Genomic DNA, 23,519 nt, shown 5'->3' with positions numbered 1-23,519 from the left:
TTTTTGGAGCACGACATGGCCTGGGATTTCGAAACCGATCCGGACTTTCAAACGGAACTGGACTGGATCGACCGCTTCGTCCGCGAAGAGGTCGAGCCGCTGGAACATGTACTGGGCAGCCCCTGGAACATCCACGATCCGCTGTTCAAACAACTGGTGCGTCCACTACAGGCGCAGGTCAAGGCGCGCAAACTCTGGGCCTGTCATCTTGGTCCGGAGCTGGGCGGGCCGGGATACGGCCAGGTACGCCTGGCCCTGATCAACGAAATTCTCGGCCGCGCACTGTTCGCGCCTATCGTGTTCGGCTGTCACGCGCCGGATTCGGGCAACGGCGAAATTCTCGCCCACTACGGCAGTGAGGAGCAGAAGCGCAAATACCTCGAACCCTTGCTCGATAACGAGATTGTCTCCTGCTTCGCCATGACCGAGCCCCAGGGCGGGGCCGACCCTAGCGTGTTCACCACCGAGGCCGTACGCGACGGCGATGACTGGCTGATCAGCGGCGAGAAGTGGTTCGGCTCCAATGCACGCTATGCGGCGTTCTTCATCGTCATGGCGGTAACCGACAAGAGCGTTTCGGTGCACAAGGGCACCACCATGTTCATCGTGCCGGCGAATGCGCCGGGCGTGGCCATCGTGCGCAACGTCGGCATAGCGGATGATCCGGAGGCGACGCACGCCTACCTGCGTTTCGACAAGGTGCGGGTATCGTCCGCCGACCTGCTCGGCAATCCCGGCGAAGCCTTCGTCGTCGCTCAAGTGCGACTCGGCGGTGGTCGCGTGCACCACGCCATGCGTGTGATCGGCCAGGCGCAGAGAGCGCTCGATGCGTTGTGCGAGCGCGCCCTGTCGCGCACCACGCAAGGTGGCCTGTTGGCCGAGAAACAAATGGTGCAGGAAAAGATCGCCGACTCCTGGATCGAACTGGAGCAGTTCCGGCTGCTGGTGATGCGCACCGCCTGGCGTATCGACAAGTACCAGGACTATCTGCGCGTGCGCAAAGACATCGCCGCGGTAAAGGCGGCGATGCCCAAGGTGCTGCATGACATCGCCGCCCGTGCGCTGCATGTGCATGGCTCGATCGGCGTATCCGATGAGATGCCGTTCGCCGGGTACATCCTGCGCTCCTTCCAGATGGGGCTGGCGGACGGGCCGACCGAGGTGCACAAGGTGACGGTGGCCAGACAGCTGCTGCGCGACTATCAGCCAAGCGACAGCCTGTTTCCCAGCTACCATCGCCCGACTGCGGCGGCACTGGCGCGTGAAAAATATGCTGACGCGCTGGCGACGCTGGAACAAAGCGGAGAGCAGCGTTGAGCGGCGGGGCTGACTGGCATGAGCTGGTCGATCTCGCCCGCTTGGGCGCCTGGATGGATGAGCGGGAGCTCGCGTCCGGGCCGCTGGAAAACGCCGTGCGACTGACCGGCGGCACCCAGAATCTGTTGCTGCGCTTTCGGCGAGGCGAGCGTGAATTCGTGCTGCGTCGGCCATCGGCGGCGCTACGAGAAGTAGGCGGCAAGACCATCGCGCGCGAAGCTCGCATGCTAAAAGCGCTGGCGGGCAGTCGGGTGCCGCATGCGGGCTTGGTCGCCGCCTGCGATGACGAGGCCGTTCTGGGCGCGAAGTTCTACCTGATGGAACCGGTGGATGGCTTCAACCCCAATTCCGCGGCCGGCTTGCCGCTGCCCCACGCTGCCGACCGCGACATGCGTCGGCGCATGGGGCTGGCCATGGTCGATGCGCTGCTCTGCCTTCATGAGCTGGACTATCGAGCCATCGGCCTCGACGGCTTCGGGCGCCCCGACGGTTTCCATCAACGACAAGTCGCGCGCTGGCTGCATCAGCTCGAAAGCGTCGCCGGCTATGCCGGTTGGCCGGGCGCAGACAGTCTTCCCGGACTCGACCGGCTGGCGCGCTGGCTGAATGACAACTGCCCGCAACGGTTCAGCCCCGGCATCCTGCATGGCGACTATCACCTGTCCAATGTGATGTTCAGCCGCGAGGGGCCGGCGCTCAGCGCGATCGTCGATTGGGAGCTGGCTACCATTGGCGATCCTCTGCTTGATCTGGCCTGGCTGGTGGTGACATGGCCGGACGCCAGCGGCCATGGCGCCGGCACGATCGAGGTGCATCCCTGGGACGGCTTTCCCGCAGCGGATGAATTGGTGGCGCGCTACGTGGTGGGCAGCTCCCGAAGCTTCGAAGCCTTTACCTGGTATCTGGTACTGGCGGCTTTCAAGCTTGGCATATTTCTCGAAGTCAGTTACGCCCGGGCCTGCGCGGGCAGGGCGTCGATGGAGCACGGTAGAAAGCACCACGCCTCGGCGCTGCGGCTGTTCGAGGGCGCTTTGCTACGTATCAGCTAGAAGTTCGATAGAGGATCGCGCCCGGCTAGATCGTCGGTCGGCTCAGTGGAGGTCGGTCGGATATCAGAACAGCGCTCAGCACAAAATCGATTGCATAGCTGCGCCACGCCAGCAGACCGGCGGGTGTGCTGGTATCGAACCCCGTGGCGGTGGATGTGATGTGCCGGCTGGTGAACCAGAGGGTGGTCAACAACATGGAGGCCCCGCAGAACAGACGGGTGTCTATTTGGGGCAAGAACTCACCGCTTTTAATGCCTCGGTTGAGGATTCGTTCCATCAGGTCGGTCAGGGGAACCGCTATGGAACCAAAGCGGTTCTGGTTCTGAGCACCATGCTCATAGAGGCGGAAGCTCTCCTGGGCGAGCGATCGCAACTCGGGATTCGCGCCGTACTGGTCGAAAAGATACTCCAGCAGAACGGTGAGTGCCTGGCGTGGCGGCAATTGATCAAGGTCCATCGCATGCAGGTTTTTTATGATCTGTGCAGTACTTTCATTCAGCACGCTTATGAATAGGTTTTCCTTGTTATCGAAGTACTGATAGATCAATTGGCGCGTCACGCCTGCTGCGCTGGCGATTTCTTCAAGCCTTGCGCCCGCCAGGCCTTTTTCCGAGAAGATTCGGCGCGCCTCGTCAAGCAGGCGCTCCAGCGTGGCGCGCTTTCGGGAGAAGGCTTCGCGTGGTTGTTGCATGGTGTCTCGATGTCGTGTGGGCAAGTATCAGAGCCTAAGACATCTCGTCCAAGGCAGCCAGGCCCATGAGTGGGCGTCTATTCTGCATCCGCCATGCCCGCTGTATAGATGAAGCATAGAAGCACGCACGGATTGGGTCTGGCTGCAGGTTCAACCTTTACTCTGTAATCGCCTCCAGCCAGATCGCCTCGGCAGGGCAGGCCGCAGCGCCCTCGCGAGCGCTTTCCTCCAGCTCGGGCGCAAGCCTGTCGGAGGCCAGATAAACGAGTCCGTCATCGTCGAGTTTGTAAATTTCCGGGCAGACTGCGGCGCAGAGGCCGTATCCGCAGCAACGGCTGCGATCGGCCACGACTTTGTACTGGGTTGTGTGCAGGCTCATAACGTAACTCCGGCCAGGTTTTAATGACTGAGCGCCAAATTGGCGAAAATAGGGTTAGCCCAGAGGCTAAGCCATTGCCGCAGCGGTGCCCATTGGGTTGGGTTCGGGAATATCGTTCCGGTAAACATAGTGATGGAATTTCCAGTTGGCGCTGCTGAACGGCAATCGACAGAGGGCCTTGCGGCCACCTCGTTTATCGGCTCGCTACCGCTTCAATCCCAAACCACGTGAATGTCGCGGGTGCCGCGCAGCTGGCCACCTGAAATCCTGGGTGCCGGCATGGACGGGTCCAGGCGCATGTTGGGAAAAAGATCGAGCATCGCGTTGATGGCGCAGTTCAGCTCCACCTTGGCGACGAACTGTCCAATGCACATATGCGGGCCAAAGCCAAAGCCGAAGGACGGCTTTACCTTGCGGTCGATATCGAATTCGTCCGGATTTTCAAAAATGTCTTCGTCCCGGTTGCCGGATATGGTCATGCACTGAACCATCCCGCCTTTCGGCACGACGATCCCGCCGATCTCGACCTCCTTGGAGGTCTGGCGAACCTTGAAGGTGGAAATCGGCTCATGGCGAATGCCCTCGTCTATCAGCTTGCCGATCAGGCTGCGGTCGTTGCGGATTCGCTCGACCAATTCCGGGCGTTGCATCAGGTTGGTCATGATGCAGCTGAACGTGCGAGTGGTGGTTTCGCCAGCTGCCGGCGTCAGCGAACGGACAAAAGTGGTGATCTCATGGTCGTCCAGCGAGCGGCCGTCGGCTTCAGCATTTATCAAGCGGCTGATCAGGTCGGTTTCCTGCGTGCCTTGTGCCCGCCTCGCCACCACGACTTCCTTGATGCCGTCGTACAGATGCTTGGCCGCTTGCCCTGCCAGAGGGCCATAGATTTTGGCCTTTTCCGGGTCGATCTGATTGCCCGCCACCATGGCCAGCGCCCAGGTGGCGTACGTTTTGTATTTTTCGGTGTCGCTGGTGGGAAATCCCATCAGCGCATACATGACGCGGATAGGGAAATCCAGCGCGAAGTCCATCAGGTTGGCTCGCTTGTTGGGCACGAGCTGTTGCAAATAATCCTCGCGAATCACCCGGTCGATCTCCGGTCGCCACTTGTTGACCGTCTCGGGCATGAATACCGGTTGCAACAGCGCGCGGGTCTTTCGGTGCTGCTCGCCGTCCATTGCCAGAATGATCAGTCCGTCGAAGAAGGCGCCCAGCCCTTCGGCGATGAAGCCGTTGGTATAGGTGTCAGCGTCGCGCATGATGGCCATGACGTCCTTGTGCTTGAACACCGTTACCGTCGCCTTGGCCGCTTTGGCGCCCGCATTCGTCGGTACCTTTAAATAGGTATCGACAAAGTCGCCTTTCATCACAGGTTCGTTTTGCCGGTACTGACGGCACAGCGCATGGATATCTACATCAGTGCCGAGGTAGGTGTCGCTTACGGCGTGGTAGGCCGCGACGATGTCGAGTTCTTCGAATTGGCTCACGGGTTTGGATTCCAAATGCGGGTTTGGTTTAGTTGTTCTCGCGTCTCACCGGTTTGCTCCGAACCGTTGAGACCAATGAGTGGTAACCGGGCTTCTGCCCTTGCGCGCCGGGCGCAGCTCAATGAGGAATTACCTTAACAGCCCGGATTCAGGCCGGCTGAGAAAGGGGTTTACACGGCGTAAAGTTGCCGGTCGCATAGCGACGACGACAGTAGCCACGCTTTATTTGGAATCATCGTGAGGAGCCAGGCCGGAAGGGAGAAGGGGCGCATATGTATCCCGGCTTGGCTGAAATTTCGGGTTAGCGTTTGACTTCGGGTCAAACGAAAAAGCCTGTCAAAGCGCGATGCGGCGGCACGCCATTTCTGTGCCAACTAAGCTTGTTGAAGCCTTGCGGCGTTGCAGGGCGAACAGTTCTTGCGACAACCACGCGATTGGGGGTGGATCGCCAGATTGCCACTTGATCGGACTTCCCGCTTTGTTTGGAGTCAGCATGCAGTTAAAGAATAAGCGCGTCATAGTAACGGGTGCAGCACGCGGCATCGGCGCAGCAGTAGTCAAGGCTTTCGTAAGCGAGGGCGCGCATGTGGTGAGTCTCGACTTGCGCCAGAGCGAACGGCATGACGCGGCGGAAGGCGGCGGCTGGACGCGTTCGTACAGCTGCGATATTGCGGATGCTGAATCGGTAAAACGTGCTTTTGGCTGGGCTGTCGAACAATTGGGCGGATTGGATGTATTGGTCAATGCTGCCGGAATAGCGCCTAACGCGACCGCGGATGAAATCACCCTGGATGAGTGGGAAACAGTGTTCGCCGTGAATGCCCGAGGCACCTTTCTGACCAACCGCGCGGCCTACGAGCATATGCGGCAAGGTGGTGGAAGGATTATTAATTTCGCCTCGGCTGCCGGTGTAGGAGGGCAGCCAGGTAAAGCACATTACGCTGCGAGCAAGGGCGCGGTCCTGGCATGGACGCGCACCGTCGCCCGCGAGTGGGGTCCGCACGGTATTACCGTGAACGCCATCGCTCCGGCGATATGGACACCGATGTACGACGCCACCCGAGCCAGCATGAGCGACGCCCAGTTGAAGCAGCACGACGCGGTCATGGCGGGTCTGATTCCACTTGGAGGCAGGCTTGGCGATGCCACGCAAGACCTGGCGCCCGTTCTGGTTTTTCTGGCCAGCGAAGCTTCACGCTTCATGACGGGCCAGACGCTGATGGTCGACGGCGGGATGTTGATGCTGAGTTGAGATAGCGACCGGAGCATCAGATGCCACGGATCGGCTTTGATATTCAGGGGCATTAGCCCCGCCTTACCGGAGGTAACGACAATGAACAAGAACATGTTGATCTTTTGCGGTCTGGCTATCTGTCTGCCTGTAACGGCAATGGCTGATGGGCTCGATCTGGACAAGCAGCTGAACGGTCTCGACATCGAGACCGAGGTGGTCGGTTCCAGCGGAGGAGGGAGTGCTGGCACGGCCACTGCCAGCACAACGCAGATGCTGCAAATCACTAACAATGCCGATGTCAGCGTTACCTGCGAATTGCAGCCGGGACCGGCTGAAGCTCAAAGCGATGCACCGCCACCCACCACCATCGAGCCGGGCGAACAGACCAGCCTCGCCGTGCCGGGTAAATACACCGGTGCACCCCTGCAAGCCAAGTTGGTCTGCGAGCCTCAATAAATTTGCAGTGATGCAGTGCTAAAGAAATCGCCGGGCATATGCCCGGCGACTTCGTTCTTCTGGCACCCCGTGCGGGCGCGCGCTTTATAAGCACATCCCCGCGTGCAGCACTATCGTGTTACTTGAGGCCGCCTAGGAAGTCCATCTTGCCGAGCGGTACGCCGCGGTGCCGAAGAATGTCGTAGGCGGTGACGACGTGGAAGAAGAAGTTCGGCAACGAGAATATCTGCAGGCTGCCCTGGCCGGTGAACGGAAGGTCGGCGCGCGGTGTGGCCAGTACTATCTCGCGGTCTTCGCTGCCGTTGAGATCTTCGGGGTGAACGCTTTCCAGAAGGGAGACGGTTTTGCTAATCCGCGAGCGCAGCTCGGCGAAGCTGCGATCCTCATCTTTTTGAAGTTCGGCAGGCTTGCCCGTGATGCCTGCGACAAACAGCAGTGGATGCAAGCATGCCATCTGAATCTGCTGGCTGAGGTTGAACATGTCATCGGTTAACCGGGCTTCAAGCAGGTCTTTCGGATTGGTGCCCGTTTCGTCCGCATGGGCCTGCGCCTTGACGAGGATGTTTGAAAGGTTATTCAGCAGGCGGGTGAAATAAAAAACAGATGACTGGTGCATGGTGAGCGCCATTGTCGTTCTCCTGGTGAGGGGGTTGATAGAAAGCGGCCAGCGGGAGCTACAGGCTGCCCGCCGGCGTTACTGGCGTCAGCGCTGAGTGATGCGGCTGACAATGGCTTCGGCGTTCATCTGCCGTTCAGGTAGCGCTTCCTCGGGAATCCTGAATCCGCCCTTCAGCCCGTCGTTGATCACGCCGTACATGCCCTTGTTGAAGTCGTAGATGACGTTCTTCACCGCGTATGGGATCTGCTTGTCATACAGCTGAACGCCACTCAGGAACATCGAGCGGTAGAGGTTGCCTTCCTGGTCCCAGGCGTCATACAGACCCGCGCCAAAGGTATCTTCATCCACGTAGTAGCGCCGCTTGCTGTAGACGTGGCGCATGCCCGGCTTGAGGGTGGCTTCCACCACGTAGACGCGATGCAGCTCCCAGCGCTCGTATTTCGGGTTGGCGTGGTTGTCGCTGAATTGGTCCATCTGGTCGGCCTGGAAGTTGAACTCGTAGGCGTTGTAGGGGATATACATCTCCTTCTTGCCAACGAGCTTGAAGTCGAAACGGTCCTGCATCCCAGCGAACATCTGCAATTCGTCGAACAAGGTGACGCCGCCCTGGCTCGCCACTGGCGTGTCATAGGCGAACTCCGGCGCAAGCTTCACGCGCCGTTGGCCTGGCGTATAGCTCCAAGCGCGGCGTGGCTTTTTGGTCGGATCGAGATAGTCGTTGATCCCCACCACTTCACCGGCTCGGCGTGCAGGCTGCTTGTTCAGCGAAAACACCCGCGCGTACATCTCGGGATCACGGTCATCGCGATCCGTCTGGTAGTAGGGAAATTCTTCGTAGGTCGCTTGTTCGGCCGCCTTGGTGATGGTGCCGTTGGCGTCGATGACCCAGCTGTTGGAGGACGTCGTGGTGGTGGCGGTCGGCCCGTTCTTGTAGCGCAGCAACTGGTTCCACATCACTTCATTGCCGGTTTTCGGAATCGGGAACGGAAGGCCCCCACGGCACTCCGGCTCGATGGACAGCCCCTCGTTGTAAGTGTTGCAGGCGGTGGCATTGCGCACCGTCGCTTCCATTACCTTTTCCGGATACGCGGCGGTGCGATGGCTCGGATACACGTCCATGTACCAGGTTTCGGGATTCTTCTTGAGCAGGTGCTTCTGGCCGTCGCTGAGCTTGTCGGCGTACTGGTCGGCGTTGGACGCATCGATACGGAACAGCGGCTTTTCGTCCTTGAACGGATCGGCCCAGAAGCCGCTGTCAGGCTTGAAGTCGGCAGGGGCCGTGGTGAGTCCGCCTTCATAGGCTGGAATCGTACCTTCGGCGTTACCGGCCTTGGTCGCGCCAAACCGGGTGAGCTCGTTGCCCAGTTGCTTGGCTTCTTCAGGGCTGACGGCGGCGATAGAGAAAGTCGTGATGCCGCTGAGGGCAGCACAAAGAGCGAGTTGGAGTTTCATCGGGGGGTCAGTCTCCGTTTTTGGATTTATTAATGGAGCTTCTTCGAGCAGGAGCGAGGTCGTGCATCAGGACCTACCCTAGCCGTTAACGGTTTTTGCGGCTTGCGTACCGTTTTATCTCGGGTCAAACGAAACAGCGCCGAGTCGCTGGCGAATAAATGGTGGGGTTGTAGGCTGAGGTACAGCAGCCCGTGACGGCAGGTTCCGATCGATCAACACATTGCAGGCGCCAGGCGTAAGCCTCGATTTCACGACCGACAAACAGGTACTGATGCCGATTCGACTCGCCACGCGAGCGAATCCCCGTAACCAGGAGCGACTGGTGGTTCGCTGCTCTACCTTCGGGTGAGCAGCTTTTTTTTTTCCGCACGTCCGACGACCATGCAGGCTTCGCGGTGTAGTGCTCGCCGAGGCGATCAATCGCGGTGCCCGGCCAGGGTGATCGACACGGATTCGGCAAAGCGCAGGGCATGTGGCTTGTCGATTTCCACTTCGGCATAGCGTACGGCCTGTGGTGCCATCGCCAGATCCAGCACTTCTTGGGTCAACCGCTCCAGCAGGGCGAAGCGGTTTTCCTCGACATGCCGAATGATCGCCTTGGTGATGGTGCGGTAATTGAGAGCCTGTTCGATGTCGTTATCGCGTACCGCATCGGCGGCCGGGTACAGGATGGTCAGGTTGATCAGCACGTCCTGCTTGTTACGGATTTCATCTTCCTTGATGCCGATATAGGTACGCAGGCGCAGATTCTTGACACGGATCCGCGCCATCCCCGGTTCCAGTCTCGGCATGTCAGCGGCCTCGAATGAGCTGCAGAAATTCCTGGCGGGTGTTGTACGAATCACGGAACCCACCGAGCATCACCGAAGTTGTCATTACCGAATTTTGCTTCTCGCAGCCCCGCATCATCATGCACATGTGCTGCGCTTCGATGACCACGGCGACGCCAGCAGCGTTGGTTACCTGCATGATCGCGTCGGCGATCTGCTTGGTCATGTTTTCCTGAATTTGAAGACGCCGGGCGAACATATCGACGATTCGCGCCACTTTGGACAGGCCGAGGACTTTGCCGGTAGGGGTGTAGGCAACGTGAGCCTTGCCGATGAAAGGCAGCATGTGGTGTTCGCACATTGAATAGAGCTCGATGTCACGGACGATGACCATTTCATCATTGTCCGACTCGAAAAGTGCGCCGTTGACAACTTGCTCAACGGTCTGGCCATAACCCTGGCAGAGGTACTGCATGGCTTTTGCGGCCCGCTTGGGGGTGTCCACCAGACCTTCGCGTTCCGGGTTTTCGCCGACACCTTCGAGAATGCCGCGATAGTGCTGAATCATGTCTTCGTTCATAACTGCTTCCTTAACGTTTGCCTCGATTTTCGTGGAGGCTATTGGCATTGAGGTGAAGCACCTTTGTATTGAAGCAACTGCGTCGGCTGCTCAGGCCGAGCGAGCCAGCGGTAAAGATCGTTCCGCGCTGGGTCCCGCCAGCCCACCAACCGCCATCTGCGTCACTACTGCTATAAAACCTTCGACTGCAGAGGCATCGTCCGGTGACCACCAGGTGGGCGCATCCTCGAGGATCGACATCAGGCTGCGCGCGACAGCGCTCCTTTGTTCGGCCGTGACCGGTGAGGGTATCTGCCGAAGAATTTTTTCCAAGTGATCGACGTGAGCCTGTCGAGTTGCCTCGATTGAAGCGCGTTGCTCGGCGCTCAGGCAGCGGGACTCCCGGCGAGCCAGCACCAACCGATGTTGATGCATCAGGTTGTATCGAATGTGCAGGTCGACGTAGCTGCGCAGGCGGGTCAACCCGTCCGCCTGACAGGGATCATCGGCCTCCAGTAGATCCAGCAGGTCCGTTTCGTGCTCCTCGATCAGCTCGAAAAGCAGGATTTGCTTGCTCTCCATATGGTTGTACAACGAGCCGGCCTGCATGCCGAGTGCCATGGCCAACTGGCGCAGGCTGACCGCCTGAAAGCCATGCTCGACGAATAGTGTCAGCGCCACTATTCGTAGTTGCTCATGCACCGGCGGTGTGTCAGCCCGCACCGGTCGGCTGGCGTCGCCGTGGGCGAGGTCAATCAGCGGTAGCGGTCTGCCCCGTTGGTAGCTTGCGCGCATGGAGCGGTTCACGGTCAGTCGCGCTGCAATGTCAATGCGACGCCCTGGCCACCACCGATGCAAAGCGTGGCCAGACCTTTCTTGGCGTCACGGCTCATCATCTCGTGGAGCAGGGTAACCAGCACACGACAACCGGATGCGCCGATAGGGTGACCCAGAGCGATGGCGCCGCCATTGACGTTGACCTTGTCGCTGTCCCAGCCCAGCTCTTTGCCGACCGACAAAGCTTGTGCGGCAAAGGCTTCGTTTGCTTCGATGAGCTCGACTTCTTCGAGTGTCCAGCCGGACTTGTCCAGGCACTTGCGACTCGCGTTGACCGGTCCAATCCCCATGATCGCCGGATCTACGCCAGAGCTGGCGTAACCCTTGATGGTGGCCAGAATCGGTAGGCCAAGCGCTTTGGCCTTGGACGCGCTCATCAGCAGCACCGCTGCCGCACCATCGTTAAGCGTCGAGGCGTTGCCGGCTGTGACGCTGCCGTTCTTATCGAAGGCTGGTTTGAGTTTGGCCAGAGACTGGGCAGTGGTGTCTGGCCGGGGCTGCTCGTCGGTATCGAATAGCAAGGCATCGCCTTTGCGCTGCGGAATGGATACGGGTGTGATTTCCGCCTTGAAGCGACCACCCTCGATAGCGGCCGCCGCGCGCTGTTGGGATTGCGCGGCGAAGGCGTCCTGTTCCTCCCGGGTCAGTTTGTAGCAGGACACGAGGTTCTCTGCGGTGATACCCATGTGATAGTCATGAAAGGCATCAAGCAATCCGTCCTGCAGCAGCGAGTCGGCCAGTTGGGCATGGCCCATGCGTAGGCCGGTGCGCGCCTTGGGTAATACATAAGGCGCGAGGCTCATGTTTTCCATGCCGCCGGCAATGACGATTTCGGCATCGCCGCAGCGTATTGCCTGGGCAGCCAAATGCACGGTTTTCAGGCCGGAGCCACAGAGCTTGTTCACTGTCATGGCTGGCACGCTATAGGGAAGGCCGGCATTGATCGCTGATTGCCGCGCGGGATTCTGCCCGCATCCAGCGGTAAGCACCTGGCCCATGATCACTTCGTCGACCGTGGCTGGGTCGATGCCGGTTTTCTCCAACAATGCGCGGATTACCGTGCTGCCCAGTTCCGTCGCGCTCACGTTGGCTAGCGCGCCTTGGAAAGCGCCGATTGCAGTGCGAGTTGCGGCAACGATTACAACGTCTTGCATGTTTTATCTCCTTTAACCCTGATGCCGCCGGTGAAGCGACCCTGCAGGGAGAATAAAAAAGCACCCGCCGTCAAAAGGTAGGGGAGCAGAGCGTAACGGCGGACGCTTGGGTAATTGGCGCTGCATGTGGCAGCGAGTGGCCTGCTGTATCTGTATTTCAACCGCTTCACTGACGCGCTGGAGCGCTAACCTCGACGCCTGTTTTGCGACAGCTTGTTCTTGCATTGAGCCAAACGAGTTCATGTTTGTGTTGTAAGTCGGCCGCAGGTCAGCCCATCGATTCGTTGTCACAAGGCACTCAGCCGCGCCCGCGCGACCCTCGATCCGTTGGGGCGGCCTAACAGATCGCTGATGCGTTGCCCGGCTGCGACCAGCGCATCCAGATCGATACCCGTCTCGATGCCCAGGCCGTTAAGCATGTAGAGCACATCCTCGCTGGCAACGTTGCCGCTGGCACCCTTGGCGTAAGGGCAGCCGCCGAGCCCGGCGACCGAGCTGTCGAATACGCAGAGGCCTTCCAGCAGGCTGGCATAGATATTCGCCAGCGCCTGACCATAGGTGTCGTGGAAGTGGCCGGCGAGCTTGTCGCGCGGCACCTCGCGGCTGACGGCCTCGATCAGTTGGCGGGTTTTACCCGGCGTGCCGGTGCCAATGGTGTCGCCCAGCGAGACCTCGTAGCAGCCCATGGCGAATAATTCGCGCGCGACGTGGGCGACGCGCTGCGGATCGATCTCGCCTTCGTAGGGACAACCCAGCACGCAGGACACGTAGCCACGCACCTGAATGCCGTTTTCGCGCGCCGCTTCCATCAGCGGGGCGAAGCGCGCCAGGCTCTCGTCGATGGAGCAATTGATGTTCTTCTGCGAGAACGCCTCGGACGCGGCGCCGAACACCGCGACTTCGTTGACACCGGCTTCGATGGCCGCTTCGAGGCCTTTCAGGTTCGGCGTCAGGGCCGCATAGGTCACGCCCGGTTTTTGCCGGATCTGCGCGAAAACCTCGGCCGAGCCGGCCATCTGTGGCACCCACTTGGGCGACACGAAACTGCCGACCTCGATGTACTGCAGGCCGGCGGCGCTGAGGTCGTCCACCAGCCGCACTTTGTCGGCGACGCTGATCGGCTGCTTTTCGTTCTGCAGGCCGTCGCGGGGGCCGACTTCCACCAGACGGACGTGTTTGGGCAGAGTCATGTGTCCTCCATGGGTGTCGCGATGTTTGCAGCGTCACCTGGGTTAGGGGTCAGATCGTGAGACCTTTTCATCGTGCCTGGTGGGCTGAAGCCCACCCTACAAGGCTAGTCTGTGGCGTGAGCCACCCATATAAGCGGGGTGCAGAATCTCAGCAGGGTAGGCCGGGCGGCGCTCCGCTTCAGCTCACCAATGCCATGCAGAAGTTTCCGCATCACGCCGTTTTCCATCCTGCGTCAGGCGTCTTCCAGCTCCAGCAATACCGCACCTTCGCTGACCATATCGCCTTCGGCATAAAACAGACCTTTGACCACGCCTGCCTGTTGCGCACGGATGCTGTGCTCCATCTTCATCGCTTCGAGCACGATGAGCGTGGCGCCGGCCTCGACGCTTTGCCCGGCCTCGACCAGCACCCGAACGATGCTGCCGTTCATGGGCGCGGTCAGGCCGCCCTGGTGCTGGTGGCAGGCCTCGACTTCAGCGATGGGGTCGAACGCGGTTACGGCGTGCAGCTCGCCATTCCATTCCAGATAGAGCGTGCAGCCCTGGCGGATGGCTTTTGGAAGATGCGTGATCTCGGTTGCGGCGCGACTGCTCACGCGTACCTGACGGCTCTCGCCATTGCACATCAGATGCACACTGGTTTGCGCCGGTAATCCGAAGCGCAGGCCATCGCGCTTTGCCCATGGTGAGTGGAGATCGTCTTCACGGACCTTGGCCGGCTCGGTCTGCACGAAGAGCTCGCCGGCCAGTTGCCAGAATTCATCGGCCAATTCGCCAGGTTTGCGCATCAGCTCCGCTTCATGACGCGGAATGAAACCGGTGTCCAGTTCCGCGTCGGCAAAAGCAGGGTGGCCAATTACGCGCCGCAGAAAAGCCAAGTTGGTCCGCACGCCGCCGACGTAGGTTTCATCGAGCATAGTCAGCAGTCGCAGGCGCGCTTCCTCGCGGTTCTCGCCCCAGGCGATCAGCTTGCCGAGCATCGGATCGTAGAAGGGTGAAACCGTATCGCCTTCGGCCACACCGCTGTCGACACGACGGCCCGGGCCGGGGGCGGATTCGCGGTACAGATCAAGGGTGCCGGTGGCGGGCAGGAAGTCATTATCCGGGTCTTCGGCATACAGCCGCACCTCGATGGCGTGGCCGTTGAGCGGAACCTGATCCTGAGTGATCGGCAGCGGTTCGCCACGGGCGACACGGATCTGCCAGGCCACCAGATCGAGGCCGGTGATGGCCTCGGTCACCGGATGCTCGACCTGCAACCGCGTGTTCATCTCCATAAAGAAGAACTCGCCACGCGCATCGAGCAGGAATTCGACCGTGCCTGCACCGACGTAACCGATAGCCTGCGCGGCCTTGACCGCCGCTTCGCCCATCGCCCGGCGCAGCTCGGGCGACAGTCCCGGTGCGGGCGCCTCCTCGACGACCTTCTGATGGCGGCGCTGGATCGAGCAATCGCGTTCATTGAGATACAGGCAGTTGCCGTGCTGGTCGGCGAATACCTGGATCTCCACATGGCGCGGCTTGAGCACGTACTTCTCGACCAGCATCCGCGAGTCGCCGAACGAGGATTGCGCCTCGCGCTGGGCCGATTGCAGCGCTTCGGCCAGATCCGCCTCGCGCTCGACCACCTTCATGCCTTTACCGCCGCCGCCGGCAGTGGCTTTGAGCAGCACCGGAAAACCGATCTTTTCCGCGGCCGTGCGGAAGGTCTCTACGTCCTGCGCCTCGCCGTGATAGCCGGGCACCAGCGGCACGCCGGCTCTTTCCATCAACGCCTTGGCGGCGGACTTGCTGCCCATGGCGTCAATGGCCGAGGCGGGTGGGCCAAGGAAAATCAGCCCGGCCTCTTCGATGGCGCGGGCGAAGCCAGCGTTTTCGGAGAGAAAGCCGTAACCGGGGTGAATCGCCTGGGCGCCGCTGGCCTTGGCGGCAGCGATCAGTTTGTCGATCAGCAGGTAGCTTTCGGCCGGCTTGGCGCCGCCGAGGTCGATGCGGATGTCGGCCTCGCGGGTATGCCGTGCGTCACGGTCGATGGCGCTGTGCACGGCCACGGTAGTCAGGCCCATAGCCTTGGCGGTGCGCATCACACGGCAGGCGATTTCGCCGCGGTTGGCGACCAGGAGGGTAGTGATATGTTGTTTGCTCATGAATGCTGTTCCTGCCAGGCCGGCTGGCGTTTTTCGAGGAAAGCGCGCAGGCCTTCTTGGCCTTCCGGGCTGGTTCGCACGCTAGCGATGACACCTTCGGTATAGGTACGCAACGAGGGTTTGAGCGCGCCGCTGCCGACCTGATGAAGCAGGCCCTTGGTGGCCCGCATGGCCTGCGGACTGTTAAGCAGCAAATTGCCAAGCAGCTTCTCTACCTTTTCATCGAGCTGCTCGCTCGAACAGCTTTCTGCAAAGAGCCCCAGCTCGCGGGCACATTCACCGCTGAAGCGCTCGGCAGTGAGGGCGTAGCGTCGGGTGGCGCGTTCGCCAATCGCCTGGACGACGAAGGGGCTGATCACGGCTGGTGCCAGGCCAATGCGCACCTCGGACAGCGACAGCTGGGCATCAGCCGTTCCGATGGCCATGTCGCAGCAGGCAATGAGACCAACCGCGCCACCAAAAGCCGCACCCTGAACAACGGCCAGCGTGGGTATTTTCAGGTGGTAGAGCTTGTGCATCAGCTCGCCCAACTCATGGGCGTCGCGCACGTTGGCGTTGTAATCGAGGCGAGCGGAATCTTGCATCCACGCCAGATCCGCACCCGCCGAGAAATGCTTGCCGCGACCGCGCAGCAGCAGGAAACGCAGCGACTTATCGCTCTGCACTTCATTGAGCACCAAGATCAGTTCACGAATCATCTCGGCATTGAAGGCGTTGTTCTTTTCCGGACGGTTGAGCCATAGCGTGGCGAAACCCTTGGCGGAATACTCAAGTTCGATAGTTTGAAAGTTGGACGTGCTCATAAATTGTTCCTGCAAACGAAGGCCTACGGCCCTTGGCTTAAGGCTGAAAGCTGGACGTCGAGCCTCCAGCCTCCAGCGCCGTTGTCGGCTTTTCTTTACATCCGGAACACGCCAAAGCGGGTCGGCTCGATGGGCGCATTGAGGGATGCCGATAGCGCCAGGCCTAACACATCACGGGTTTGCGCGGGATCAATCACGCCGTCATCCCACAGCCGCGCGCTGGAATAATACGGATGGCCCTGATGCTCGTACTGCTCAAGAATCGGTTGTTTGAGCTGGGCTTCCTCTTCGGCCGAAAACGTCTGCCCGCTACGCTCAGCCTGTTCGCGCTTGACCTGAGCCAGCACGCCGGCGGCCTGTTGCGCTCCCATCACGCCAATCCGCGCGTTGGGCCACATCCACAAGAAACGCGGGTCATAGGCGCGGCCGCACATGCCGTAGTTGCCCGCACCAAAGCTGCCCCCGATGATCACCGTAAACTTGGGCACCTTGGCGCAGGCCACCGCGGTCACCAGCTTGGCGCCATGCTTGGCGATGCCGCCGGCCTCGTATTTCTGCCCGACCATGAAGCCTGTGATGTTCTGCAGGAACAGCAGCGGGATGCCGCGCTGACAGGCCAGCTCGATGAAGTGCGCGCCCTTCTGCGCGGACTCAGCGAACAGGATGCCGTTGTTGGCCAGAATCGCGATGGGATAGCCCTGTATATGCGCGAAGCCGCAGACCAGCGTGCTGCCGTACAGCGCCTTGAATTCGTCGAGCACCGAACCGTCGACGAGGCGAGCAATTACCTCGCGTACGTCGAACGGCTGCTTGGCATCGGCGGGGATGACGCCATACAACTCCTCGCCATCGAACAACGGCGCAATCGGTGCGCGACTGTTCACTTCACCACGCTTGCGCCAGTTGAGGTTGGCGATGCTGCGGCGAGCCAGCGAAAGGGCGTGCTCATCATTTTCGGCGTAGTGGTCGGCCACGCCGGAGGTCTTGCAATGCACATCGGCACCGCCCAGGTCTTCGGCCGTCACCACTTCACCGGTGGCGGCTTTGACCAATGGAGGGCCGGCGAGAAAAATGGTCGCTTGATTGCGCACCATGATGGCTTCGTCCGCCATCGCCGGCACGTAGGCGCCGCCCGCGGTGCAGGAACCCATCACCACGGCAATCTGCGGAATGCCCATGGCGCTCATGTTGGCCTGGTTGAAGAAAATGCGGCCGAAGTGCTCGCGGTCGGGGAATACCTCGTCCTGACGCGGCAGGTTGGCGCCGCCGGAATCCACCAGATAGATGCATGGCAGGCGATTCTGCTGCGCGATGGTCTGCGCGCGCAGATGCTTTTTCACGGTGAGCGGATAGTAGCTGCCGCCTTTTACCGTCGCGTCGTTGGCGATGATCATGCACTCGACGCCTTCGACCCGGCCGATGCCGGCGACCAACCCGGCCGCTGGGACCTCTTCGCCGTAAACCTCATGGGCAGCCAGTTGGCTGACCTCGAGAAACGGCGAGCCAGCATCGAGCAAGCGGTTGATGCGTTCGCGCGGCAGGAGCTTGCCGCGCGAGGTGTGGCGCAGCTGCGCCTTCTCGCCACCGCCTTCATGGACACGACCGAGCAGGGCGCGAAGGTCCTCGACTTGGGCGAGCATTGCTCCACGGTTCGCGGCGAACTCAGGCGAGCGGGTGTTGATTTGGGTATGCAGGATAGCCATAAAAACCTCGAAAAAGCGCTATAGGCTGGAGGCTGGACGAGGAACGAGGCGGCTTCTCATCGTAGGGTGGACCCGCTTTAGCCCTACCACACTGCATTCCGCGGGCGGTGGGCTGAAGCCCACCCTACAGACTGGACGGCAAACGAGTCCGCTTCGTCCAGCCTTCGGCCTCAAGCCTCCAGCCGCTTTTTTATTTCGTTTCGTTGAACAGCTCGCGGCCAATCAGCATCCGACGAATCTCGCTGGTACCGGCGCCGATCTCGTAGAGCTTGGCGTCGCGCCACAGGCGCCCGACTGGGAATTCGTTGATGTAGCCGTTGCCGCCCAGGATCTGGATCGCTTCACCGGCAAGCCAGGTCGCCTTTTCAGCCGCGTAAAGGATGACGCCGGCACAGTCCTTGCGAACCTGGCGAACATGACCGCTGCCCTGCGCATCGAGGTGCTTGCCCACGGCGTACAGATAGGCGCGGCATGCCTGTTGAGTGGTGTACATGTCCGCAACCTTGCCCTGGATCAGCTGGAACTCGCCGATGCTTTGGCCGAACTGCTTGCGGTCGTGGATGTAGGGGATGACCACATCCATTGCCGCCTGCATCAGGCCCAGCGGTCCGCCGCTGAGTACTGCGCGCTCGTAGTCGAGGCCGCTCATCAGCACCTTGACGCCTTCGCCGACACCGCCCAGTACGTTCTCTTCCGGCACCTCAACATCCTGAAACACCAGTTCGCCAGTGTGCGAGCCGCGCATGCCGAGCTTGTCGAGCTTCTGCGCAACCGAGAAACCGGGGGCGCCTTTCTCGAGGATGAAAGCGGTCATGCCCTTGGGGCCGGCAGCCAGATCGGTTTTGGCGTAGACCACCAGCACATCGCAATCGGGGCCGTTGGTGATCCACATCTTGGTGCCGTTGAGCACGTAGCGGTCGCCTTTCTTATCGGCGCGCAGCTTCATCGAAACCACATCGGAACCGGCGTTGGGTTCGCTCATGGCCAATGCGCCGATGTGCTCCCCTGAAATCAGCTTGGGTAAAAACTTGCGCTTTTGCGCCTCGCTGCCGTTGCGGTTGATCTGATTGACACAGAGGTTGGAGTGGGCGCCGTAGGACAAGCCGATGCCGCCAGCGGCGCGGGATATTTCTTCCATGGCGATCATGTGCGCCAGGTAACCCATGCCGGAGCCGCCGTATTCTTCTGAAACGGTCAGGCCAAGCAGACCCATGTCGCCAAACTTGCGCCAAAGGTCCATCGGAAATTGATCGGTACGGTCCGCTTCCTCGGCACGCGGGGCAATTTCCTTTGCAGCGAAACCGGCAACGGAATCGCGCAACATGTCGATTTCCTCACCGAGGAAAAAATTCAATCCGGGCAAGCCACTCATGGTCCAGCTCTCCTGTTGTCATTGTTGGTTTCTTTGGAAACGCCGCTGGCTCGCTCCAGTGCCAACCGGCAGCGTTGTTCCGCAAGGTCTAGTTCCGCCTGCATCTTTTGAATGTCCAGCACCTGCCGATCGAGCTGCTGACGCCTGTTTGAAATCGTTTCCAGCAAACGGCTCAGCTGCATGCTGTTGCCGCCGGCTGGGTCGTACATGCTGATCAATTCCTTGCATTCGGCCAGCGACAGTCCGATGCGCTTGCCACGCATGATCAGCTCGAGCGTTACCCGATCGCGTTGCGAGTAGAGGCGCTTCTGACCGCGTCGCTCGGGCAGCAGCAAGCCCTGTTCCTCGTAGAAGCGAATGGCACGCGTGGTCACCTTCATCTCGCGAGCAAGTTCGGAAATGCTGTAGATGTTGGGCATGTCCACTCGTGACACCTCTCCTTCACGTTAACGTCCGACTGGGCCCGTCGAAAAAAGCTTTTTCAGGCCCGTCAGGTTTGTGTCACTAGCTGTTGTATCACCCGGCCTTCATTGAAGGCCGGGCACTGCATCAGAGTTGAACGGCGTCGATGCGTTTCGATGTTCCGGTCTGGCTCGCGTCGTAGAAACTGGAGCCCGAGCGCAGCTGCTCTAGTAGCTGCGCTTTTTTGCTCTCGGCATGCGAGAGATAGCGTTCCTTCACCGGGCCGTAACCGCGTACCGCATCTGGCAGCTCGGCCAGTTTCACAGCCAGACCGAGGTTGTCCGCCGTTACCGCAGTCAGGAGTTCGTCAAGCAGCTCTTCGTAACTTTGCAGCCAGTGCCGCTCGACCTTGCGCTCCTGGGTGTAGCCGAAAGGATCGAGCCAGGTGTTGCGCATGAATTTCAGCTTGGCCAGCAGCTTGAAACCCTTGAGCATCCAGGGGCCGAAGCTCTTCTTGGTCGGCTCAGCGCCGGGCTCGGCCTTGTTGAGCACAGGCGGTGCGAGGTGAAAGCGTAGGCTGTAATCGCCTTCGAACGTCGCCTCGATCTTTTTCAGGAAGTCGCCATTTGTGAACAGTCGCGCCACTTCATACTCGTCCTTGATCGCCAGGACCTTGAAGTAGTAGTGGGCCACCGCTGCTGTCAGCGCGCCAGGCTGGCCGACGAGCGCCGTTTCCTTGGTGCTGAATTGCTCGACGCGATCCAGATAACGCTTGGCCAGTGCCGCGTTCTGGTAGTCGGTGAGATAGCTGCTACGCCGTTCAATGGTCTCGTCCAGCGTCTGCGATAGTTGCCGATCACGGCTCTGGACCTTGCCCGACTCCAGCTTTTGTTGCACGCGGACCAGGTCGACCGCTGCACGACGGCCCCAGACAAAGGCGTTGCGGTTGAATTCCACGGCTGTGCCGTTCAGCTCGATTGCCTGCATAAGGGCCGCTTCGCCGACCGGCAGCCAGCCTTTCTGGTAGGCGTAACCCAGCATGAACGTGTTGGTCGCGATCGAGTCGCCCATCAGCGCAGTGGCGAGCTTGCTGGCGTCTACGAATGTCGCCTGGCCGTCGCCTACGGCTTCGCGAATTTGTGCTGCCATATCGCCGGTCTGGAAGCGCGGGTCCGGGTGCGCTTCGAGGTCGCCGCTTTCCGCCTGCAAGGCAAAGGTGCGGACAAAGGCGCTGGTGATGCTTTCTTCACTGTTAACCACCGCGTGGGTCACGCCCTGGCGCATCTTCGACAGCGTTTCGGTATTGGCGCTGACCACCAGATCGCAACCTAGCAGCAAGCTGGCTTCGCCTTCGGCAATGCGCGGGGCGAAGAGCTGATCCTGCTGGGCGGCAATGCGGATATGCGACCACACCGCGCCACCTTTCTGAGCCATGCCGGCCATGTCGAGGTTTAGCGCACCCTTGCCTTCGATGAACGCCGCCATGCCGAGCAGGGCGCCGATAGTGACGACGCCTGTTCCACCGACGCCAGTGACCAGGATGCTGTAGGGCTCATCCAGCGTCAGCGGGGCGGGCTGTGGCAGTTCCCAGCGGTCCTCAGGTTTTTCCGCCAGAGCCTTGGGCTTGCGCAACTTGCCGCCTTCGATCGTGACGAAGCTCGGGCAGAAGCCAGAAAGGCAGGTGAAGTCCTTGTTGCAGGATGACTGGTCGATTTCACGCTTGCGCCCGAATTCGGTTTCCACTGCGACGACGGACATGCAGTTGGATTTGCTGCTGCAGTCGCCGCAGCCTTCGCAGACCGCCTCGTTGATCATCACACGGCGTGCCGGGTCCGGGAACGTGCCGCGCTTGCGACGCCGCCGTTTTTCGGCAGCGCAGGTCTGGTCGTAAATGATGGCCGAGACGCCGTTGAATTCGCGCATCTCGTTCTGCACGTCGTCCATGCGGTCTCGGCGATACACCGGAACGCCAGCGGCGAGGTCTTTTACATGCTCGTATTTGTCCGTGTCGTCGCTGACCACCACAATTTTGGTCACGCCTTCTGCGGCCAACTGACGCGAAATCTGCGACACGCTGAGCGTACCGTCGACAGGCTGCCCACCGGTCATCGCTACCGCGTCGTTGTAAAGAATCTTATAGGTGATCGATACCTTGGCAGCCACAGCCGCGCGGATCGCCAGCAACCCGGAGTGGAAGTAGGTGCCGTCGCCGAGATTGGCGAACACATGCTTGGTCGCGGTGAAAGGCGCCTGGCCGACCCAGGCTACGCCTTCGCCACCCATCTGGCTGAATGTCTGGGTTTGCGGGTAAATCCAGGCCGCCATGTAGTGGCAGCCGATCCCCGCCAGCGCTCGGCTGCCTTCGGGAACCTTGGTCGAGGTGTTGTGCGGGCAGCCGGAGCAGTAATGCGGCACGCGATCCATCAGGTTGACCAGATGACCCTTGCTGCACAGTTGCGCTTCCAGAACAGCCAGGCGGACCTGCAATTCACCGCCCTGATAGACCCGCAGAATCCGCCGCGCCAGCGCACGGGCGATTTGTGCGGGCGTCAGCTCTCCGATGGCCGGCAGCAACCAGTCAGTATGCGGCCTGGCCCATTCGCCCTTGTCGTCGAACTTGCCGACGATGGCGGGGCGCACATCCTCACGCCAGTTGTAGAGTTCTTCCTTGAGCTGGTACTCGATCATGTGGCGCTTTTCTTCGACCACCACGATTTCTTCCAAACCCTCGGCGAACTGCCGCACGCCTTCGGCCTCGAGCGGCCAGATCATTCCTACCTTGTAGACGCGCAGCCCAATTTGCTGAGCGAGCGCGTCGTCGATGCCGAGAATCTTCAGTGCCTGGCATACGTCGAGATAAGATTTGCCAGAAGTGATGATGCCCAGACGCGCCTTGGGCGAATCGACAACGATACGGTCGATGCGATTGGCGCGGGCGTAGGCCAGCGCGGCGTAAACCTTATGCTCGAACAGCCGCTTTTCCTGATCCAGCGGCGGGTCCGGCCAGCGGATGTTCATGCCGCCTTCCGGCATAGGCACGTCGGGGATGATCGGCTGCACGCGATGAGCGTCGACGTCGACGATGGCGGCGCTTTCTACGGTGTCGGCCACCGCCTTGAGCGCAACCCAGCAACCGGAAAAGCGCGACATGGCCCAGCCATGCATGCCGTAGTCCAGGTATTCCTGCACGCCAGAAGGTGCCAGCACCGGCATCATGACGGCTTTGAAGATGTGTTCGGTCTGGTGCGGCAGGGATGAAGACTTGGCTCCGTGGTCGTCACCGGCAATCGCCAGCACACCGCCAAAACGTGAGGTGCCTGCGGCATTGGCGTGGCGGAACACATCGCCACAGCGGTCCACACCCGGACCCTTGCCGTACCACATGCCGAACACGCCGTCGTACTTGGCGCCCTCGAAGATGTTGACCTGTTGGGTGCCCCATAACGAGGTGGCCGCTAGGTCTTCGTTGACGCCTGGCTGGAAGTGAACGTGATATTCCTTCAGGTGGTCACGAGCCTTCCATAGCGCCTGGTCGAACCCGCCGAGGGGCGAGCCGCGATAGCCAGAGATGAAGCCTGCAGTATCGAGCCCATTCTCGAGGTCGCGCTGGCGCTGCATCAACGGCAGACGCACAAGCGCCTGGATACCCGTCATCAGTACTTTGCCGGTCTGTTGGACGTACTTGTCGTCCAACGATGGGGTTTTGCTCATGGCCAACCTCCGATTGTTCTTGTCTGCGCGGCACATGGCGGCGAAGAATATTTGAACAAATTATCGGTTTACGTGTAAATATCGTAAAACGATAAAATCGGCTACCAGGTATCAGATAAACAGATACCTAGTGGGTAGAGAATGACGAAATCACCCGGGGTGCAGCGTTTTGCTCGGCGGACCCGCT

General features: G+C 60.4%; 20 protein-coding genes. 4 read left to right on the top strand and 16 right to left on the bottom strand.

Translation table 11 applies throughout. The annotated features are described in order from the left end of the window. Positions 1-15: 15 nt before the first annotated feature. Together AC2LD7_RS06745 and AC2LD7_RS06740 are read left to right on the top strand one after the other, a co-directional pair. A complete protein-coding gene (locus AC2LD7_RS06745; RefSeq protein ID WP_484597002.1) occupies positions 16-1,317 on the top strand; it encodes an acyl-CoA dehydrogenase family protein in 1,302 nt (433 codons plus the stop codon). After that, positions 1,314-2,366 carry a phosphotransferase family protein gene (locus tag AC2LD7_RS06740; protein ID WP_484597001.1) on the top strand — a complete coding sequence of 351 codons (1,053 nt, stop codon included), beginning with the start codon at positions 1,314-1,316 and terminating at the stop codon, positions 2,364-2,366. Before AC2LD7_RS06745 ends, AC2LD7_RS06740 begins: the two co-directional genes overlap by 4 nt. A gap of 25 nt (positions 2,367-2,391) precedes the next feature. Here the strand turns inward: AC2LD7_RS06740 and AC2LD7_RS06735 are convergent, their stop codons facing one another. The 3 genes from AC2LD7_RS06735 to AC2LD7_RS06725 form a co-directional block, all read right to left on the bottom strand. After that, on the bottom strand, positions 2,392-3,057 hold the full coding sequence (locus AC2LD7_RS06735; protein ID WP_484597000.1) for a TetR/AcrR family transcriptional regulator: 666 nt from the start codon (positions 3,055-3,057) through the stop codon (positions 2,392-2,394). Between the two features lie 157 nt (positions 3,058-3,214). Then, positions 3,215-3,436 carry a ferredoxin gene (locus AC2LD7_RS06730; RefSeq protein ID WP_484596999.1) on the bottom strand — a complete coding sequence of 74 codons (222 nt, stop codon included), beginning with the start codon at positions 3,434-3,436 and terminating at the stop codon, positions 3,215-3,217. A 212-nt stretch (positions 3,437-3,648) separates the two neighbouring features. Continuing rightward, positions 3,649-4,923 carry a cytochrome P450 gene (locus AC2LD7_RS06725; RefSeq protein ID WP_484596998.1) on the bottom strand — a complete coding sequence of 425 codons (1,275 nt, stop codon included), beginning with the start codon at positions 4,921-4,923 and terminating at the stop codon, positions 3,649-3,651. 493 nt (positions 4,924-5,416) lie between these two features. Between AC2LD7_RS06725 and AC2LD7_RS06720 the strand changes: the two genes are divergently transcribed. Together AC2LD7_RS06720 and AC2LD7_RS06715 are read left to right on the top strand one after the other, a co-directional pair. Continuing rightward, on the top strand, positions 5,417-6,175 hold the full coding sequence (locus AC2LD7_RS06720) for an SDR family NAD(P)-dependent oxidoreductase (RefSeq protein ID WP_484596997.1): 759 nt from the start codon (positions 5,417-5,419) through the stop codon (positions 6,173-6,175). An 81-nt stretch (positions 6,176-6,256) separates the two neighbouring features. After that, a complete protein-coding gene (locus AC2LD7_RS06715) occupies positions 6,257-6,613 on the top strand; it encodes a hypothetical protein (protein WP_181101638.1) in 357 nt (118 codons plus the stop codon). Positions 6,614-6,731: 118 nt separating this feature from the next. Here the strand turns inward: AC2LD7_RS06715 and AC2LD7_RS06710 are convergent, their stop codons facing one another. From AC2LD7_RS06710 to AC2LD7_RS06650, 13 genes are all read right to left on the bottom strand, one after another. Further along, entirely contained in the window at positions 6,732-7,241 is a 510-nt protein-coding gene (locus AC2LD7_RS06710) for a DUF1993 domain-containing protein (protein ID WP_484596996.1), read from the bottom strand. A gap of 75 nt (positions 7,242-7,316) precedes the next feature. Beyond that, a complete protein-coding gene (locus AC2LD7_RS06705) occupies positions 7,317-8,684 on the bottom strand; it encodes a DUF1329 domain-containing protein (RefSeq protein WP_484596995.1) in 1,368 nt (455 codons plus the stop codon). A gap of 416 nt (positions 8,685-9,100) precedes the next feature. Continuing rightward, a complete protein-coding gene (gene folX, locus AC2LD7_RS06700; protein ID WP_255962102.1) occupies positions 9,101-9,475 on the bottom strand; it encodes a dihydroneopterin triphosphate 2'-epimerase in 375 nt (124 codons plus the stop codon). Between the two features lies 1 nt (position 9,476). Then, positions 9,477-10,034: a GTP cyclohydrolase I FolE gene (gene folE, locus AC2LD7_RS06695; protein ID WP_042926793.1), complete on the bottom strand. Its 558-nt coding sequence runs from the start codon at positions 10,032-10,034 to the stop codon at positions 9,477-9,479. A gap of 90 nt (positions 10,035-10,124) precedes the next feature. Continuing rightward, the gene (locus tag AC2LD7_RS06690) at positions 10,125-10,808 is read right to left on the bottom strand and encodes a TetR/AcrR family transcriptional regulator (protein WP_484596994.1); all 684 of its coding nucleotides are present in this window, start codon (positions 10,806-10,808) and stop codon (positions 10,125-10,127) included. 14 nt (positions 10,809-10,822) lie between these two features. Then, entirely contained in the window at positions 10,823-12,004 is a 1,182-nt protein-coding gene (locus tag AC2LD7_RS06685) for an acetyl-CoA C-acetyltransferase (RefSeq protein ID WP_484596993.1), read from the bottom strand. Between the two features lie 287 nt (positions 12,005-12,291). Then, complete coding sequence (locus AC2LD7_RS06680; RefSeq protein WP_255962099.1) at positions 12,292-13,194, bottom strand: hydroxymethylglutaryl-CoA lyase; 903 nt, start codon at positions 13,192-13,194, stop codon at positions 12,292-12,294. 233 nt (positions 13,195-13,427) lie between these two features. Further along, a complete protein-coding gene (locus AC2LD7_RS06675) occupies positions 13,428-15,341 on the bottom strand; it encodes an acetyl/propionyl/methylcrotonyl-CoA carboxylase subunit alpha (RefSeq protein WP_484596992.1) in 1,914 nt (637 codons plus the stop codon). After that, a complete protein-coding gene (locus tag AC2LD7_RS06670) occupies positions 15,338-16,144 on the bottom strand; it encodes a gamma-carboxygeranoyl-CoA hydratase (RefSeq protein ID WP_484596991.1) in 807 nt (268 codons plus the stop codon). Before AC2LD7_RS06670 ends, AC2LD7_RS06675 begins: the two co-directional genes overlap by 4 nt. Before the next feature lie 95 nt (positions 16,145-16,239). Then, positions 16,240-17,847: a carboxyl transferase domain-containing protein gene (locus tag AC2LD7_RS06665; protein ID WP_484596990.1), complete on the bottom strand. Its 1,608-nt coding sequence runs from the start codon at positions 17,845-17,847 to the stop codon at positions 16,240-16,242. A 190-nt stretch (positions 17,848-18,037) separates the two neighbouring features. Then, positions 18,038-19,219: an isovaleryl-CoA dehydrogenase gene (locus AC2LD7_RS06660; protein WP_021208030.1), complete on the bottom strand. Its 1,182-nt coding sequence runs from the start codon at positions 19,217-19,219 to the stop codon at positions 18,038-18,040. Next, positions 19,216-19,638: a MerR family transcriptional regulator gene (locus AC2LD7_RS06655; RefSeq protein ID WP_021208029.1), complete on the bottom strand. Its 423-nt coding sequence runs from the start codon at positions 19,636-19,638 to the stop codon at positions 19,216-19,218. Before AC2LD7_RS06655 ends, AC2LD7_RS06660 begins: the two co-directional genes overlap by 4 nt. Positions 19,639-19,768: 130 nt before the next feature. Further along, the gene (locus AC2LD7_RS06650) at positions 19,769-23,332 is read right to left on the bottom strand and encodes an indolepyruvate ferredoxin oxidoreductase family protein (protein WP_484596989.1); all 3,564 of its coding nucleotides are present in this window, start codon (positions 23,330-23,332) and stop codon (positions 19,769-19,771) included. Positions 23,333-23,519: the final 187 nt, after the last annotated feature.

Source organism: Stutzerimonas sp., from assembly GCF_982611455.1.
Note: the sequence above shows the minus strand (reverse complement) of the source record. Positions and strands in the feature narration are given on the sequence as shown.

Bases quoted from the DNA above. Each gene is read 5' to 3' on its own strand.
- AC2LD7_RS06745 (WP_484597002.1), top strand. From the start codon at position 16: ATGGCCTGGGATTTCGAAACCGATCCGGACTTTCAAACGGAACTGGAC.
- AC2LD7_RS06735 (WP_484597000.1), bottom strand. From the start codon at position 3,057: ATGCAACAACCACGCGAAGCCTTCTCCCGAAAGCGCGCCACGCTGGAG.
- AC2LD7_RS06730 (WP_484596999.1), bottom strand. From the start codon at position 3,436: ATGAGCCTGCACACAACCCAGTACAAAGTCGTGGCCGATCGCAGCCGT.
- AC2LD7_RS06720 (WP_484596997.1), top strand. From the start codon at position 5,417: ATGCAGTTAAAGAATAAGCGCGTCATAGTAACGGGTGCAGCACGCGGC.
- AC2LD7_RS06715 (WP_181101638.1), top strand. From the start codon at position 6,257: ATGAACAAGAACATGTTGATCTTTTGCGGTCTGGCTATCTGTCTGCCT.
- AC2LD7_RS06710 (WP_484596996.1), bottom strand. From the start codon at position 7,241: ATGGCGCTCACCATGCACCAGTCATCTGTTTTTTATTTCACCCGCCTG.
- AC2LD7_RS06705 (WP_484596995.1), bottom strand. From the start codon at position 8,684: ATGAAACTCCAACTCGCTCTTTGTGCTGCCCTCAGCGGCATCACGACT.
- folX (WP_255962102.1), bottom strand. From the start codon at position 9,475: ATGCCGAGACTGGAACCGGGGATGGCGCGGATCCGTGTCAAGAATCTG.
- folE (WP_042926793.1), bottom strand. From the start codon at position 10,034: ATGAACGAAGACATGATTCAGCACTATCGCGGCATTCTCGAAGGTGTC.
- AC2LD7_RS06690 (WP_484596994.1), bottom strand. From the start codon at position 10,808: ATGCGCGCAAGCTACCAACGGGGCAGACCGCTACCGCTGATTGACCTC.
- AC2LD7_RS06685 (WP_484596993.1), bottom strand. From the start codon at position 12,004: ATGCAAGACGTTGTAATCGTTGCCGCAACTCGCACTGCAATCGGCGCT.
- AC2LD7_RS06680 (WP_255962099.1), bottom strand. From the start codon at position 13,194: ATGACTCTGCCCAAACACGTCCGTCTGGTGGAAGTCGGCCCCCGCGAC.
- AC2LD7_RS06675 (WP_484596992.1), bottom strand. From the start codon at position 15,341: ATGAGCAAACAACATATCACTACCCTCCTGGTCGCCAACCGCGGCGAA.
- AC2LD7_RS06670 (WP_484596991.1), bottom strand. From the start codon at position 16,144: ATGAGCACGTCCAACTTTCAAACTATCGAACTTGAGTATTCCGCCAAG.
- AC2LD7_RS06665 (WP_484596990.1), bottom strand. From the start codon at position 17,847: ATGGCTATCCTGCATACCCAAATCAACACCCGCTCGCCTGAGTTCGCC.
- AC2LD7_RS06660 (WP_021208030.1), bottom strand. From the start codon at position 19,219: ATGAGTGGCTTGCCCGGATTGAATTTTTTCCTCGGTGAGGAAATCGAC.
- AC2LD7_RS06655 (WP_021208029.1), bottom strand. From the start codon at position 19,638: ATGCCCAACATCTACAGCATTTCCGAACTTGCTCGCGAGATGAAGGTG.
- AC2LD7_RS06650 (WP_484596989.1), bottom strand. From the start codon at position 23,332: ATGAGCAAAACCCCATCGTTGGACGACAAGTACGTCCAACAGACCGGC.